Origin of the sequence: Streptomyces sp. NBC_00829 (assembly GCF_045161795.1) — a bacterium.
GTDB lineage: Bacteria > Actinomycetota > Actinomycetes > Streptomycetales > Streptomycetaceae > Streptomyces.
Map to the genome: position 1 here is coordinate 1 of NZ_CP108867.1, position 16,686 is coordinate 16,686.

Annotated in this window: 10 protein-coding genes; 3 read left to right on the forward strand and 7 right to left on the reverse strand. The window is 68.2% G+C overall.

All coding sequences use genetic code 11. From position 1 onward, the window contains the following. Positions 1–541: 541 nt before the first annotated feature. Genes OG293_RS00005 through OG293_RS00015 form a run of 3 tightly spaced genes read left to right on the forward strand, consistent with a single transcriptional unit; the run spans position 542 to position 7,571 of the window. A complete protein-coding gene (locus tag OG293_RS00005; protein ID WP_405996654.1) occupies positions 542–1,699 on the forward strand; it encodes a hypothetical protein in 1,158 nt (385 codons plus the stop codon). Continuing rightward, a complete protein-coding gene (locus OG293_RS00010) occupies positions 1,696–4,953 on the forward strand; it encodes a hypothetical protein (protein ID WP_405996655.1) in 3,258 nt (1,085 codons plus the stop codon). Before OG293_RS00005 ends, OG293_RS00010 begins: the two co-directional genes overlap by 4 nt. Further along, positions 4,947–7,571 (forward strand): RNaseH domain-containing protein, encoded by a 2,625-nt coding sequence (locus OG293_RS00015; protein ID WP_405996656.1) that lies wholly within the window; start codon positions 4,947–4,949, stop codon positions 7,569–7,571. Before OG293_RS00010 ends, OG293_RS00015 begins: the two co-directional genes overlap by 7 nt. Positions 7,572–7,637: 66 nt before the next feature. Here OG293_RS00015 and OG293_RS00020 read toward each other — a convergent pair whose 3' ends face one another. From OG293_RS00020 to OG293_RS00050, 7 genes are all read right to left on the reverse strand, one after another. After that, positions 7,638–8,528 carry a hypothetical protein gene (locus OG293_RS00020; RefSeq protein WP_405996657.1) on the reverse strand — a complete coding sequence of 297 codons (891 nt, stop codon included), beginning with the start codon at positions 8,526–8,528 and terminating at the stop codon, positions 7,638–7,640. A gap of 118 nt (positions 8,529–8,646) precedes the next feature. Then, positions 8,647–9,666: a hypothetical protein gene (locus OG293_RS00025; RefSeq protein ID WP_405996658.1), complete on the reverse strand. Its 1,020-nt coding sequence runs from the start codon at positions 9,664–9,666 to the stop codon at positions 8,647–8,649. Positions 9,667–9,909: 243 nt separating this feature from the next. Continuing rightward, the gene (locus OG293_RS00030; protein ID WP_405996659.1) at positions 9,910–10,608 is read right to left on the reverse strand and encodes a restriction endonuclease; all 699 of its coding nucleotides are present in this window, start codon (positions 10,606–10,608) and stop codon (positions 9,910–9,912) included. A 208-nt stretch (positions 10,609–10,816) separates the two neighbouring features. Further along, positions 10,817–11,716, reverse strand: a complete 900-nt coding sequence (locus tag OG293_RS00035; RefSeq protein ID WP_405996660.1) for a hypothetical protein — start codon at positions 11,714–11,716, stop codon at positions 10,817–10,819. Positions 11,717–12,078: 362 nt separating this feature from the next. Then, on the reverse strand, positions 12,079–12,840 hold the full coding sequence (locus OG293_RS00040; RefSeq protein WP_405996661.1) for a hypothetical protein: 762 nt from the start codon (positions 12,838–12,840) through the stop codon (positions 12,079–12,081). A 56-nt stretch (positions 12,841–12,896) separates the two neighbouring features. Further along, positions 12,897–14,018 carry an NACHT domain-containing protein gene (locus OG293_RS00045; RefSeq protein ID WP_405996662.1) on the reverse strand — a complete coding sequence of 374 codons (1,122 nt, stop codon included), beginning with the start codon at positions 14,016–14,018 and terminating at the stop codon, positions 12,897–12,899. 352 nt (positions 14,019–14,370) lie between these two features. Beyond that, complete coding sequence (locus tag OG293_RS00050) at positions 14,371–16,644, reverse strand: Helicase associated domain protein (protein WP_405996663.1); 2,274 nt, start codon at positions 16,642–16,644, stop codon at positions 14,371–14,373. Between the last annotated feature and the right edge of the window lie 42 nt (positions 16,645–16,686).

Genomic DNA, 16,686 nt, shown 5'->3' on the forward strand with positions numbered 1-16,686 from the left:
GTTGGCCTGGCGGCCAACTACGGGCCTGACGGCCCGTAAGGTGACGCATCGTCATGCCTGACGGCATGACTGTGTGTTGGCTGGATTGGCCCTGACGGGCCAACAGGAACAGACAGGGCCGAGGCCTGGCGGCCCCGCTATCGCGTGTTTCGGGTGTCATGCCTGGCGGCATGACGGTGGGGTTCGGGTGGTTGGGGTTCCCTGCCCTGGCGGGCAGGGGTTGGGTGTGTGTCGGCGCCTGCGACGCCGTGATGTCGTAAGGGTTTGTTAGACAGTTATCCGGTTCCCCTCCCCTCTTGGTGTGCCGGGGCTGGGCGGGCCTTGGCCCTGACGGGCCAACAGAACCGGGTGGGGCGGGGCCTGGTGGCCCCGCGGCATGCCTGACGGCATGTCCGGTTTCTTGTGGTGCCCCGCTGTCGCGGGGCCCATCTTCGTTGGTTTTCGGGGGCGTTGTCAGACCCGGCGTGTAGGTTCCGGGAGTTGTTGGCCCGTCTGGAATGGCCCCGAATACCACTGGTGGGGCGTGGAGGGGTGATGAGCTGTGCCTGTCAGTCAACATGTTGCCGCTCGGAGGATCATTACCGCTGCTCTGCGGGCCGGTGCGGCGTGGATCAACCGGGTTGAGGAACCTCGTGCGTGGCGGGAGCTGTCGCGTATGCACGGGGTGTTCTTGTCGAGTCTGCCGGTGGGTGCCGGCCCTTCGACGCCTGCCGAGATGATCGACTTGCTGCCGGTGCGCCTGCGGGAGTGGGTGCCTTTGGCTTGGGACGAACTGCCTTCTGCGATGGGGGACTTGGTTGTCCTGACGGACAACGGTGAGCTGACCGAGGAGGCCTTCGAGGCGGGGATGAACTATCTGGAGGCCCTGTACGGGGACGACGGATACTTCGATCTCGGTGGGACGTGGCTTCCGGCGTGGGTTCGGCAAACGGCTGAGCAGACGGAGCGGGCTGCCTTTCGGCACATCCGCTCCGGCGGGCAGGCCGGCTATGTGGCGGCGCGGACCATGCTGACCGAGGTGCCGTACGGCACGGAGCGGGCGTTGGTCGAGGAGTACTCGCGGCGTGGCGCGGCACGGATGGACGTGTATCGGCCTGTTCCCTCGGACCGGATGTGGGTGGGGGCGTCATCGTGGTTGTGGCCGTGTCCGCAGTGCCGGTATCCGATGGTGCTGCGGGGTGGGCAGTTGCGGTGTGAGTATCCGCCGCATCAGAGCCGGTTCGGTCTTGTCCCGGACGGTGGCAGGCGGGGTGGGCCGCCTGTGCTAACTGGTGAGCGGGGCCGGTTGGCGACGGCTGCGGAGCCGGCGGAGGGCGTGTTCTGCCTGGACTGGGGGGTGTGGCGATACATCACCTGTCCCGGGCTGAGTGAGGTGGGCCTGATGCAGTGGCTGGAGAAGCAGGAGGGGGTGCGGGTCGAGCGCTGGGAGAACCTGGACGAGTGGGATGTCGGCATCTACCTGGCGGACGGGCATCGCTGGCGGGTGGACGTCAAGGACCACCAGGACGCGCAGACGATCATCGACCGGCCGCCTGCCGGGGAGACGGTGGTCGTGCCCAACTACCGGCGCAGCCAGGTCAATCAGCTGCAGTCCGGGCTCGATGCGCTGCGGACTGCTGACGGGCAGCGCTACAGCGTGTTCACGGTCAGCCGTTTCAAGGCTGCCGTGACCCGGCGGTTGAAGGGGGTGGGCGCATGACGTCGCCGAAGAACGCGAGGTACTCCGTCAGCGTGCCGCTGACTCTGCGGGCGGCGATCCTGCTGGCCGCTCGGGTGTTCCCCAACCGGGCGCTGGAGGATCAGGCGGCGTGGCGGTGTGTGGTGGATCTTGCTGATGCGCACTTCCTGGCTACGGGGCAGATGCATCTGTGGGACGGCTGGACTGCTCTGGCTCTGCCCGATCAGGTGCGGATCACGCGGATGCTGCGGCAGCGGCCGGCTGTCCTTGCCCACCATTCGGTGTTTGTCACGGAGACGGCAGCGGTCCTGGACAGCGGTGAGGCGGTTGAGTTCGCCCCGGCCGACGGGAAGGAGCAGGTGCTGATCCTTCCCGTCGGCGACGAGGAAGCCCTCATTGATGCCTTGCTGGACGAGCTTGAGGACAACGCGGCCAAGGGGCAGTTACTGCCCAAGCCTGCGCCGCCCGGCTCCTACGTCAGCGACCTGCGGATCAAGGATCCGCTCAGCCCGTCCGGCCGGGTGGTGAACGTCTTCTACGACGTCGACTACCAAGGGTCGCCTGCTCCCAGCGTCGTGCAGGAACTGGGTGATGCCCCGGTCGCGGACGAGGTGGTGATCCCCTTCGCCGACCTGGACGAGATCGCGGGCCGGCTCGATGAGCTGCGCGGGCAGAACTACCGGCGCAAGGCGGTCGCGGACATCAGGCGCCACGCCCGCGGCCGCGACGGCACGGACGTGGGCGAGCTCCTGCGCGTCCAGGCCGGGCCGCTGCGGGTCTTCCACGCCCCCACCGGCATGGGCAAGAACGTCCTGAGTGAACTCGTCGCGGTGTGGTGCGCCCAGCAGGGCCGGGTGATCTCGCTGGTCGTTCCGCAGAGCGCGCAGGTCCTGGCCACGGTGTACCGGCTGCGGCAGGATCTGGCCGACTTGGAGGTCTCCGCGCAGGTCACGCCGGTCGTCTCCCCCGCCTCCATGATGGATCTGGCCGAGCAGACGGCCGGCAACCCGCACGACGATGCGGACTTCAGGACCTGGGTGTACCGGGAGATGTCCTACAGCTGCCCCCTGACCGGGCACGCCACCACCTCCTCCGAAGCAGTGGATACCTGGACGCCGGGCCAGGAGCCGTGCGACCAGCTCAAGCCCAACGGGCCGAAAGCAGACAAGACCCTGGCCTGCCCGTGGCGCGGCGGCTGCGGGAAGTTCCGCCACCACCGCGCCGCGGCGTCGGCGGACATCCTCGTCACCAACCATGCGAACTTCCTCACCGGGCACATCCACGCGCCGGTGACGGGTCGGCCTGCCCCGGGACGGCGCATGACCACCGAACAGCTCCTGCTGCACCGCAGTCATCTGGTCATCATCGACGAAGCCGATGCGCTGCAGGCTCAGGCTTTCGACCAGGCGGCCCGTCAGGTGCTGCTGGCCCAGGACGGTGCGGAGCGCACTCCGGTCCGCGAGCTCGACAGCCAGTTCCGGCGGCACTGCCACCGGCTGCCGATGAGCCTTGAGCATTATCTGCGGCCGCTGATCAACCACCTGGTGTGGCTGGCCGAGTCCTACGTGTCCCACCTCGTCGGCGGGGTCATCCATCCCGACCGGGAGCGGCGCAGCATGGTGGTGCCGCGTCGCTGGGATGGGATGTTCGCCTCCCGGATCTTCGGGCTGGAGGATGGGGAGCGGCCCACGGAGCAGCAGATGGAGGCGGTTAACCAGCTCTACAAGCGGGAGGGGCCGCTGGAGTTCGCCGATGAGGTCGAGGGACTGGCCGAGCTGAGGGAGCTGCTGTCCTCGGTCACGGATCTGGCCGGCGGGTCGGACCGGCTCACCCACGCCACCTTGAAGCGCATCGGGGAAGCATTTTCGGCGATCACTGGTGAGACGGACGAGAAGCGGCTGTCCTCGCTGGCGCTGCTGGCGGCCCGGCGCGCGTATCTGGAGGAGATGCGCAGCATCCTGCACCGCATCGTCGGTGTCGCTGCACCGTTGCAGGGGGCGGGGATCTCCGCCGGCAACGGCCTGGTGGACGCGCTGGCCTCGCACGTGCCGTGGCGGGCTGCCCCCTACGGTCCTTTGGGGCGTGCGCTGTTCGCGTTCTCCGAGACGTTCGATCCTGGCGACCGGCACCAGACGGCGCTGCGGCTGAAGTCCTATGTCGGGGACCCGCACGCTCACCTGGCCTACCTGGGCGAGGTGACCGCGCTCGCCCATACCGGCACCCGCCGGGCGGTGATCGGGATGTCCGCCACGGCGTTCATGCCGTATGCGCCGCGTCATCACCTCCTGCCGGAGCCGGCCTGGTACGTGCCGGACGACGTCAATGGAAGCCTCACCGTCGAGCTGCAGGCCGGCCAGGACAACGGGGCGGGCATCGTGGTGTCCGGCACCGACGGAGTGAACCGGGAGCGCGCCTATACGGCCATGGGGCGCAGCGTCGGCCAGGACCTTCCCCCGCAGCTCGACGCGGTGGCCGCCGACCCTGCCACCGCGCACCGGGCGTATGCTCTGCTCGCGCCGACCGCCTACGACGCCGGTCCCGCGCTCGCCCGCGGCATGATCGACGCGGGAGTCGCGGCATCGGAGATCTGCGTGGCGGTACGGCCGCAGGAGATGGCCTCGCTGGAGCGGATGCCGCCCGGCTGGGTGCCCATCCCCAGCAACCGGCTCGAGCAGTTCCCCCACGCCGTGGGTCACGGCCGGTGCCGGTACCTGATCGCCCCCATGGCACGGGTCGAGCGTGGTCTGAACATCGTTGACCGTGACGGGCGCTCCCTGCTGCATGTGGCCTGCCTCGTCAACCGGCCCATTCCGGTGATGGAAGACCCCCCGGTGCTGCTGTCCCTGGTCAACTCTCTCGCCTACCGACGGCGGCGGCCCGGTCCGGAGCCTGCAGCAGAGCTGGAGCGGCTGCGGATCGTGGCGGGCCAGATCTTCGATGACATACGCAGCGGGCAGGGCTACTTCAAGTCGCTGGGCGAGGACGTCAAGCTCGCCGTGGTCGCGGAGATCCTGACCCGGCTGATCCAGCTGGGCGGGCGCACCCGCCGCGGCGGGGATCACGGGCGGCTGCGGCTGCTGGACGCCGCCTTCACCCAGACCGCCGCCGACTCCACGCTGCCCGCCCTCCTTGAGCAGCTGCGCGGGAAATGGCAGGCCGAGGACCACATGCCGCTGATCGACGCCGTCTACCGCACCACCATGACCGATGCCCTGCTGGGGCTGACGGAGCACTCCCCCACCGGATATGAGGAAGAGGAGATGGGCGAATGGTGAGTGACAACCGAGGCCGCCTGTTCACCCTGTCTTTCGCGCTGGATGACCGGCTGCTGGGCACGGTGCACGTCTATCCGCAGGACGAGGCGTTCGCGCCGGCCTGGCGGCGGCTGCCGAAGCCGCGGGGCAAGGACGCCGTGCAGCCGATCGCGTCCCTGCAGACGGCGGCGCGTGCCGTGACCGGAGAGCGGCTGGTGTTCACCAACCCCGACCGGCCCGCCAGGACCGGCCGATGGGCCGGGCGGAGCGTGATCGTCACGCCCGGGCCACTGGACGAGACCGTGGTACGCACTCTGATGCGGGAGTGGGAGACGCGGCTGGACGGGCATGACGGCCGTGACACCCTCGCCGCCCTGCTGCAATTGTCCGACGACGGGCCCCAGCCGCTCAGTTCGCTGCTGCACCGCGACACCATGGGGCGGATCACCGGTCCCCGCTGGGCATTTCGGGTGGCCGGGTGGCGGCTGGCGAGCATGCTGGCCGCCCAACCGCTCCCGCTCGACGAGTCGCTGCCTGCGCTGCGGTTCCACCTCGACAGTGAGGGCGACCTGCTGGCGTGGCAGGCCCCGCTGGTCCACGAACGGACGTGGATCGACGAGGAGAGCGGCAAACGCCGGCGCATCGCCGGCTACGCCATGGAACGCATCCACATCGAGGTCGAACCCGCCCCCGGCGGAAAGACTCTCATCGCGCATCTGTCGGCGCGTATCTCGCGCGTCGCCACCCATTACAAGGGCATCCGCAACGTCCTGCTGCGCCATCCCGTCAACCCGGACATCATCCTCAAGGCCCCGATCACCACACGGTGGGAGAAGGGTCCGGACGGATTCATGCAGCCTTCGGCCGTCCTCTACCGCGGGGCGGCGGCACAGATCGTCGAGGCCTGCGGTGTCGGCCGCCTGCCCCAGCCGCCCCTGACGGGGCTGGACGAGCTGGCAGAGGTGCGCGGGGTGCACCGCACGGGCAAGCACCCGATCGACAAGGGCGCGGGGGCGATGTTCCACGCCCGGCTCGAGGAACACGCCGGGCAGGTCCTCGGCAAGGAGCCCGTCGTCTACTCCGGAACATCCATCAAGATCAGCAAGCCGGGCGGGAGCCTGCCGCCCTACGTGCCGGCCGACAAAATGGCCGACGCCATGGCCAGTGCCCGCCTCGATACGGTGCGCACCGTCGTGCTGTACGAGTCGGCGCAGTGGCACACGCGGGTGATGGGGCAGCTGGCCCGCGACTACGCGCAGCCCGAACTGGCCGAGCTGCCCGACGAGCAGCCCGTGGTCCTGGCGCCCGGGTATGAGCTCGTGGCGGTGCGGCTGCCCGAGCTGGTCCGCCACGGCAGCCACGACCGCAGTCTGATTCTGAACACGCTGCCCTGGTTCAAGCCCGGTGCTGGGCGGTCCCTGGTCGCGGCCCTGTGCGAGACGCGCTACCCCAGCGAGCAGGAGAAGGAAGCGGGGGTGACGGACGCCAAGCATGCACTGAAAGGGCTCTTCGCCGAGCGCGGCATCCCCTCGCAGTTCATCACCATGGACTCCGACCCCGGCGACCCCTACCGGCTGAACACGCCCGAGAAGGTCGCGCGGTCCAGGGCCCTCAAGGCGGGTCTGCCGGAGCCGGACGTCGCCTACAAGGACGACCATGCGGTGCAGATCGCGCTCGGCAGCCTGCACTCCGACTCCGGCATCATCGACAACCGTCTGGCCGCCACCGCCTTCCACCGCAACGCGAAGGACACGGCTCTGGACCGGGAGGCCGTGGCGGTGGGTCTGTGGACTCGCTACCACCGCTTCGACGAACGTCCCGGCCGTCCCCGTAAACCGGCCGTACTGGCCATCACGCTGGTCGCCATGCGGATCCCGCTCGGCGAGGACGCGTACTGGCCCACTCTCATGTACAGCGACCAGGGCTGGCTCCCTCTGGCCCAGGCACGGGCCCTGCATCATGCCGGTCCCATCGGCAAGAGAGGGCATCATCTGCGGGAGGACCACGGGGGTCCGGACAACGTGCGCACCTATGTGGACCGGGCACTGGCCGCTCTCGGCGACCGGTATCCGATCATTGTCTTCGCCGAGGAGCGTGAGCGGATCTGGCCCGGGCTGTGCAACGACCGGCTCGGGGACGGTGCTGTTCCCGGGCAGAGCCTGATCGCCCAAGGGCGGGATGTGGCGATCGTGCGGGTGGGGAACGGGCAGGGCACACCCCAGCCGTCACGGCGCACCGGCGGTGGGGGCAAGCTGCCGGCCAACCCGCAGCAGCCGGTCATGCCGGAGAAGATCCTCTACCGTCACGATCACGGGGACGTGGTGTCCTGGCTGTTTTCCGGGCAGTCCCGCCAGCATGCCGGCGGTCAACGCACCGGTACCCAGTACACGCGTCGCACTCTGCCCTGCGGTCAACTGGCTCAGATGGGTGTTCCCTTCCACGCCATGACCCGCATCGAATACGTGGTCGCCCGCTGTGGTGGCTGGCGCGAGGAGCAGTTGGTCGGTCTTGCCGCCCGGGTCTCGGAGCAGGCGGCGATGTGGGACGGGCGCACCAACCTTCCTGCGCCGCTGCATCTGGCCAAGAGCGCTGATGAGAAGCATCCCGGCTTCGTCGATCAGGAAGGGTTCGGCGGGTAGCCCGTATGGCGTGGGCGTCGCGGGCTGCTGCCGGAGCACCTCGCGGCGGTGCGGGGCTGGCTCGCGTCACCGGGGCCCTGCGGACCGCGGCCTGACGACGCCGCCCCCTGCCGTTCCTTCCGCAAGCACGAGCAGCCGTCCGACGGAGACCCGCGCCGCGTCAAACGTCTCTTTGTAGCCGCCGATCGGCATCTGTGCGTCGCTGAGGAATACCGGGTGCCCCTCCGCCCTGAGCAGCTTGATCATCCTCTGCTCCACGCGGTAGGCGTCCTCGCCCGTGGCGAACTGGATCTGAGCGGCCGGCACCCAGCCGTGGCTCTGGAACCGGACGACGCGGTCCTCACGGGTCCGCAGTCCAGTGATCCCGATCTTCACGGCGCCGTACTCGGCGTGGGAGAGGACGTACAGGCGGGCCGGGGCGCCCGGGTCCAGCCCGTAACGCGCGCAGTGCTGGCAGCATTCGCCCCTGTTCCGAACGTTGTTCAGCCTGGGGGATGAGATCTTCTGGCACCGCTCGCATAGCGAGAGCCAGGGCGAGGAGATGTTCTTGAACGGCTCCAGCGGGCGGAAGCCGACGGCCCGCATGTCGGCAACCGCCTCGTGCGGATCTCCGGGGCCGTACCGCTTGCAGAACCGGCAGCCGCCGTCGCGGCCGGTGACATTGTCGTACCGGGGGGCCACGATGTGCCCGGCCGCGACGCACTGCGACAGCCACGGCTTACCGGTCCCGAGGAAGTCCACCAGCACGATGAAGCCGTGTTCCAGCATCGCCGCCGCAGCTTCTTCCGGGTTCTTCGGGGCGTTCGGCGCGCACCAGATGCAGGCCCCCTGCCCGCTCATCACGTTGTTGCGGTTCGGATAGATGACCTGCTGACACGGGATGTGACGGCACATCCAGGGGTCGCGGGCCCGACCCGGGTAGGGCTCCAGGGGCTCGGCGTTGCCCAGCCGACGCATGTCAGCGGCCGCAACGCTGGCAGGAATCGAAGGGGGCATCGCCATCTTTCTTCTGGGGGCTGACGTGGTCTTGATCGGCGGCGGGCGGGCCTCCGCCGGGAGCGCGCTCTGGCTTGGCCTACTGCTTTGGGTAGGTGGCGAGGTACTCCAGGAGGGCAGAGAACGCCGTGACCATGTCGTTCAGGTCGACCGCGTCCTGGAATACTACAGAGCTCCCGTGCCCGCCACCCTCGTATCCGTAGTACTGCGGATGGCCCTTCGCTCCTGGCCTCTTCTTGAATCCGTCGTCCTCCGCATCCATCACGAGTGCATGCACGCTGTGGCCTGCGTGCTGGACGAAGCTGTTGCGGGCGAGCCATTTCTGATGGCGGTCCGCGAGGGATCCGTTGGCGGCGGAAGTGGCCTCCGGCGTCTGCACCATGATGCGGATCTCGAAGGGGCTGTCCGTTCCGCGTCTGGGCTGCAGGCGCTGGATCTCGGCCACGACATAGCCGTCTTCCGTCTCCCGCCAAGCGCAGATGTTCGGAGCTCCCATCTGAGAGTGCTGCCGCAAGTTGAACACCGTGCCCTCTGGGGCGGCAGTCTGTGTGAGGCGCGCCAGTCGCCGCAGCCGCAGTGCGTCGCTGAGCACAATCGAGGCCTGGTCCGCCGGGCCGGTCGCCTCGGCCTCCAGCGCCACGAGCTGCTGATGCGCCCGGACGGCCAGCAGCCGGGCGAGGTCGTCCGATGAACTGTTCCAGCCGCTGAGGAGACCGTCGAAAGTGAGCCGACGGGACCAGGTACTCGGGCCGTCCGGGATCGGATCGGCATTCGGGCCCACCAGGTAGCGGTCAGCTGCCGGTATGCCTTTCGCCTCCGCCCAGGCGTCGTACGCCGCGAACTGTTCGCCGTGCGCACCGGCGCCGAGCTTCATCTCCATCAACGCGCGCTCGACGCCGTCCAGCAGGACGACGAAGTCGACCCGACCGGTAAGCGCACCTCTGTATGCCTTCATCCGAACCTCGCGCCGAACGGTGATCGTGCCCGGAGCCAGGCGCAAGGCCGACCTGAGCGGCTCGGGATCAAGCTCGGCGAGGAAGCACAGCAAGTCCGACCAGTCGTCTTCGGTACGTAGCAGGCGGGTCAGTCCGTAAGTCACGGCCGGACGCTACACGCCGCCTCTGACAACGGGTCTGCTGCATGATCGGGTGACGTCTGAACTGGCTTGCCCTGCGGGGCGGGTGGGAAGAATCGCTGGGCCCAAGCCTTGTCCGGAAGAGTTCCGCGAGGACGTAGTGCGGGCAGGTCGCGACTTTGAGGCTGGGTGAGCCGCGGGCCTCGGGCAGCGGTCCGGCTCCTGGCTCAGACTTCCCGTCTCACCACTCACGGGCCCGGTATGAGGTCACTTGGAGTAGGTCTGTTTCCAGCGTGACCGATGGCTGGCTCCTCCTTGTCCGCGTCCGTTGACTTCGGCCAGCGACAACAGCGGTGTCCCGTTGTTCCACAGGCCGAAGAAGTCACGGTGCAGGGTGAGGATCTGGTGGCCGACGGCGAACGCTTCGGCCGGGCGGCTGAAGCGTGTGGTGGCGACGAAGATGGCCACATCGGCAGCGAAATGCACCTTTGCTCCGAGCAGATCGCGTACTTCGCGGCTGGCGATCGTTCGGTGGGGTGCGTATCGCTTGCACTGGATCACCATGCTCCGGCCGTCTGGCAGCCGACCGAGTACATCGGCTCCATTGTCTCCGGTACCGCCGACTGTGCGTACCTGTGTGCAGCCGTCACGGCGGCACAACTCTGCGACCACTTCCTCGAACTGAGTTCCGGACAGTGTGTCGATCACAGCCAGCGTCCGCTGTCCCGCTGCGATCTGCTCCTGCCGTCTCCACGTGGCGTCCTTGCTGCGCAGCAGCCTGTCGGTGCGCCATAGCCGCCAGGCCATCCAGCCGACTCCCGCGGCGGCAAGGACTGAGCCGATATACAGCCAGATCATGGGGCGCAGCAGGGCCAGCAGGATCAGTGCAGCAAGCGCTCCCGCTGCCGCCTTGTACCGGGCGGTGCGGAGTCTGCGGGCAGTTCTGCTGTTGCGTTTGGCCGCCATGTCTGCCCCCTCGTGCACCGGCCGGGACGGATTACTCCCTGCTGTGCAGTGTGGGCGTGCCAGGCAGCTTCGCTAGGGCGCAGTCAGGCCATTGGCTTGAATCCCCGGGACCAGCCTGCTGCCAAACGTCCGGACCCGCCGCTGAAGGCCACTGACATAATCCAGGCGAGGTGAGGCGGGCATAGCTAGGCTGGTGTTCAGTTGCGATTCAGGACGTGTCTTTTGTAAATGTTCCTGTGGGGCCTGGACCCCAAACATCGGCGTCAGTCGCATAGGGGCCGTTGAATACGAGATCGTCCCCCTTTTCATCCTTAGATACAGTCCGTGTCTTCGGAGTGGCGTCGGGAGCGACGTTGTACTCAAGCTGAAGGGACCAGTTGCACGACCGGGTGGTCGAGTTGGGCAGCACGTTGAGGTAGGCAGGTGTTTCGTTTCCTCCCAGGGCAATAATCTTATCGAAGGGGATGCCCGCTTGGGAGTCTTGAGCGGTCCCGTGCAATAGCGGGATAGCGGATAGATTCGAGTCGAGTTCGAAGTAGACATCCTCCCAGCCAGTCAATCCTCCTTGCATTAGACTGATGTAGGTCTTCGCTCTAGAGGACCAGCATGTGTCTATCTTCGCGTATACATCCGTAATGGAGACAGACGCCTGGCGCTCGCTAGTGAATTGAAACCGGTAACCGTTTGCGTCGCCGTCAGTCCTTCTACCATCCGCCTTGCGCACAAATTCCCATATACGGTCGGCGTTCTCCACGGAAGCTGATATCTTTTCAAGTTCGGACTCTTCTGCGGGTGTCAGCCTGCGGTCTATCTCCCAACTGGTCCATGGCTTCCTATCACCCAGTGCGGGTGTGACCGTTACATCAAATGGGGGCTTGCTCGCGTCGATCCTGCCGTTTGCGTCGTCCTGCGCCTTTGCGCTGTCGTTCGCGAAGACGTTTGCGATCACCAGCCCGATGACGCTGACAACTACCGCGCCGATCAGGAAAATGGCCAGAGCTACGCCCGCCCGTACGGAGATCCGTGTCCTAGCTGATCCTCCTTCCTGCTGCTCTCCAACCGCAGCCCGCATGACTTCACTTCCAGCCCTCACGGCACCGTCAAGCATGCGCCGGAACGCTGCGGATGGCGCGGGGTCGGTCGACGGGGAGGGCTCCGGTGCCGGGCCGGGGGGATCACCGGAGGGTGGGGGTGCCGGCGATGGCTCGCTCTCAGGTCTCGGCTCGGGCGTTTCCGGTCCGCGGGCTGGATCCAGGCCGGCATCTCGGTCACTCATGTCGAACTCCCCCTCTACTACCAGTAGTTAAACGATGCTAAAGGAGATCTCGCCAGCTACTGCCGAGAATGCGGCATTTCCGGGAGCCGTCGCCGTGGAGAGGGAGATGGGGGTGAGGTCTTGTGAGGTGTGGGTGGCATGGCGGCGGCAGCGCTGTAAACACCTGGTGCGGACGGGCAGGGTGCCCAGGCATCTCAAGGAACAGGGTCAGGGTTGGCTGCAAGCCAGTCCTGGAGTTCGCGATGACGGAACTGGTAGGCGGTTCCGGAGATTCGCAGGAGTCCTGCGCTGTAGGCCCAGTCCATAAAGCCAGCCAGGCGCCACGGCAGGACACCTCGGGTGCACAGGATCAGAACGATGTAGCGCATCCAGGCGTCGGCCACGACCACCACGCCGGCGAGCGCGGCCAGGGCGAGGCCGAGTCCGAACCAAGGGTCCATAACCCAGCCTGCGGCGCTCCCGGCCGTGAGGGAGAAGGCGAGGGAGGTCACCACCCCTGCGGTCAGGTCACCGGTGAGAGTTTTGCGTGGTGTGGTGGTCCGGTCCGGAGCGGCGTCGGCGAGTTCGGCGAGCCAGCGGGTGAAAGCTGCTGCGGCGGCAAGTACGGACAGTGCCGCGGCCAGTCCCGCGGCCGACAGCAGCGCTGGCCAGAGCCAGTCTGGCCTGTGAGGTTTCGACATGTAGGCCGCTGACCCCGCACCGGCGGCCCCCACGAGGGCGACGCCTGCCGACATTGTCACGGGCAGCAGCACCGCAAGCGCGGACTTGATGGCCCGTATTGAAGTATGAATCGTCCAGAGGCGGCGGGCATCGACCGGTCTGCGTGGTCGTGGCCATTTTCGTGTCCACTGCCGTACGCCGAGCAGGCAAATGGCGGCTCCCGTGGCGGCGAGGAAGACGGGCGGAGGCGCGGCTGGTGAGAGCAGCGACAGGCAGGTCAGCAGACCGACGGCCATGGTGATGATCAGGATGGCGAGGGCAGCGTGGACGCAGCGAGCTTTTCGGGGGCCTGCTATGGGCCACAGGCGGTGCAGAACCAGGTCGGCTCCGACGAAGCCGGGGGCGGGGCAGTCAGGTAGGTGGCAAGCGCGTGGAGCCACCGGTGGGCCCGGTCAGCATTGTGGCGGCGGAACGAGGGCGGGTGGAGGCGGCTGGCTGCCTGTACGAACCGGCCCAGCACGTAGTTGTCGATCTCGGCGACGGTTCCGAAGGCAGTGAGCGCACGTGGGTCGCCTGACTCGGCGTAGGCGGTCACCGCCAGGGTCAGCCGCCAGGGAGTCGTCAGTGCCTGGGCGAGTACCGGTGCCAGGCCTGCGGTCAGTTGCGTGCGTACCGGTTGCCAGCGGCCGTCGCTGTCACGCCGTTTCAGGTAGTCGAGTGCCGCAGCGTGTGACACGGGTTTCAGGGATACCCATGCCGCGTCTCTGAGCTCGTTTCCGTGGGCGGCGAGATCGGCGTAGCGGTCGTGTCTGCATGTCACGACGGCGGGTGCCGGGCCGCGGCCCTGGGGTCGGGTGTTGAGGACGCGTAATGCGGCACGGGCCCTGGATTGCTCGGCGGGTGTCGTTTCGGCGTCCATCTCGTCGAGGCCGTCCAGGACGGGCAGGACCAGATGGTGCTTAACGAGGGCGGTGGCCACTGCCGGGTGGAGGTCGAATGCCCGGTCGCGGACCAGCTGGTCCGCGATCCACTCGTCCAGGGGGCGTGTGGTGTCCCAGCCGGCGAGGGGCAGGCGCACTGGGACGGGGTCGTTGTTCTTTCGCTCTTCCAGCAGGGCCAGCACCAGCTCGGCGGCCAGGACGGTCTTGCCTGCACCGGCGTCTCCGGTGATGACCAGGCGCTGCGGCCGGGCAGCACAGAAGAAGGTGGCTACCTTGCTCAGCTGCCCTTGGTTCAGGGGGCCGTAAGCGTCGCGTACGTCGGCTGGCCGGTACTGGGGGTGCATGCTGAAGGCGATGTCGATCGCCGGGAAGTCGGCACCTCGCAGTTGATGCAGGGACTCTTCCTCCAGCCGTATAACGTGGCGTGCGAGAGTGTCGGCCGCGGCAGCGAGATCCGGCTGGTCCCACGGCTTTTGCCGTAGCGCCGCCACCGCTGCCCACAGTCCGGCTACGCCGAAGACCAGGCCAGCCACGCTGGCAATGTCGCCAGCCTCTAGGCCTCCGTGTCGCAGAGCGTTCGCCACCCAAGCCGCGCAGGTTGCGGTGATGAGGCCGCACAGGAGCATGCCGGCTTGCCACATGCGCCGGTGACGGCGCCCCCCAAGTTGCATGACGTCCATGGTGGCGGTCAGCGGGTGCCATGAGGTACTAGATGGCCCAAACAGAGGGAGAAGTACACACGGGACGCTGCCTCATGGGTCGTTCCTTCTTTCCCTGCCGCTCTGCGGTGAGATTGGCTCGGCAACCGGGGTCAGGCCCGCGCTGTCGAGCGGCCTTGCAGCCGCAGCGCTCATCGGCCGCTGGGCACTCAAGGCACCCGAGGGGTCAGCACCCGTCTGCTCGAGTGACGTCCAGACCGAGTTCGGCCAGCGCGGCTTGCCGCTCTGGGCTGAGGCGGCGACGGCGGACGTTGCTCAGCCACTGCCCCAAGCGCACGTGCTGACCTTCGACTTCCTCGACATGGCGCTGCGGAACGTCGAGGTGGCCCTCCCGAGAACGGAAGGCTCGTGCGGCTGCCAGTCCTCGCTGGAAGGCGCGCTCACGTACCGTCAACTGAGAGTCCTTGTCCGCGGAAGCGGTCGCCCTTGGCAGTTCGAGACCCAGGTGCTCAAGAAGGAGTCGCTGCTCGGGATGAAGGTCATCGACACGCGTGCACTGGGTCTGAAGCCACTCTCCCGCTGCTGAGGCCGTGTCAGCTTCTTCCAGCCCTCGACGGGCAGTGTGGTAGGCACGCTGCCAGGTAATCGGCCAGGGCGGGTTCCACCACCGATCCAGAGCGGTGAGGGCGCTGGCACGCTCCTCGGCAAGGTCGGCGGCGCGAGTGCGCTGGGTGGCGAGCCAGCGGCCTAGGGAGAAGCCGTCATGAACTTCCTCGACGGGTGCGGCGAGGTGGCCGTGGCGGGCGGCGTAGGCGGCAGCGTGGACGAGGGCGCGGTCGAAGGCCTGCTGGCGGGGGTCCCAGATGATGCCGAGGCGTTCGAGGGCGTGGATGCGTACGGCGTCGAGGGTGTCCTTGGCGTGGAGGTGGCGTTGCCAGGTGAGCCAGCGGCCCAGGGGGTAGCCGGTGGGGTCTTGGTAGGTCTGGGGGACGTCGAGGTGTTGGTGGGTGTGGCGGTAGCTGCGGGCTGCGGTGAGGCCGCGGCGCCATTCGGCGCTCTTGGGGGCGAGGACGCGCAGGGAGAGGGCGAGGGCGACTTCTTCCGTTTGGGTGGGGCGGTCGAAGCGGAGCCAGGCTTCGGGGTCTTCGCCGGGCATGGTGGGGCGTTGGGTGCGGGGGTCTGACAGGCGGGCGTCGAGGCGGTCGTCGTGGGCGCGCAGGGCTTGGATGGTGCGCCACAGCGGGGTGTAGGCGTCGGCGCCCAGAAGGTCGTCGGGGTCTTCGTCGGGGGTGAGGTAGACGGGGACGACGAGGGTGGCCTTCTTGCCGGCGCCGGGTTTTTGGCGCAGGGCGCGGCCGACGGCCTGGACGGTGTCGACGGGGCTGTTTTTGGGGTCGGCGAAGACGACGGCGTCGATGTCGGGGACGTCGATGCCCTCCCCCAGGACGCGGGCGTTGGACAGGACGGCGGGGGTGTCGGGGCTGGTGTGGGAGGTGAATTCGAGGAGGAGGCGGCGGCGGATCTGGGGGGCGTGGCTGCCGCTGATCCAGTCCGCCCACAGTCCCTCGGGCCGCAGTTCGGTGGGGAGGGTGGCGGCGGTGTCGGTCAGGGTGGTGGCGAAGGCGCGGGCGTCGGCGACGCGGTGGTGGAAGGTGAGGATGCGGCGGAGGCGGTGGTCGTGGATGGCGCGCAGGGCGGCGACCTGGCGGCCGGCCAGGCGTAGTCCGTCGACGCCGGCTCCGGCTCCGGTGGCGAGCCAGTCGCGCAGGTCCGTGTCGGTGACGACGGGGACGAGGATCTGGTAGTCGGCGAGCAGTCCGAGGTCGATGGCGTCGGAGAGGTTGAGGTGGTAGGCGACGGGGCCGAAGAGGTCTTCGTCGTCCATGGAGGCCACTGTCTCTGCTCCGTCGCCGTCCGAGGCGTCGTCGGGGTCCCAGATGCGGGGGGTGGCGGTGAGGTAGAGGCGGCGGGCGGCAGGGATCTGGTCGTTGTGGTGGACCGCGGCCCACGCTTTACCGAGGCGGCCGGCCGTGCGGTGCGCCTCGTCGATGACGATCAGGTCCCAGGGGGGCAGTTGGTGGTCGCGGTGGGCGGTGACCACTGCGGTCAGGGAGGCGTAGGTGGCGTAGGCGGTTACCGGGCCCGATCCCGTCTTGCGGATGTGGGTGGCCAGTTCGCCGGGGTCGGTGGTCATGGGGACGTCGGCGCCGACTGGTTCGTGGTCGAGTGCCTGGCGCGCGGAGCAGACCGCGACGGCGGTGCCTTTGCGTCCGGCCAGCCGCCAGGAGCGGATCGTCTGGGACAGCAGGTCCAGTGTCGGCAGCAGCACGAGAACACGGCCGCGGGGAGCGGTGCGGGCGGTGGTACGGGCGGCGATCAGGGTCTTGCCGGTGCCGCAGGCGGCGATCACGCTCGCGCGGGGGTGCTGGGCGAGGGTGCGGACGGCTGCGGCGACGGCTTCCTTCTGGTGGGGGCGCAGTTCGAGGTGTGTGGTGGCCATAGGGGGACGCCGCTCCGGGACATGAGCTGGTGAGGGGGTCAT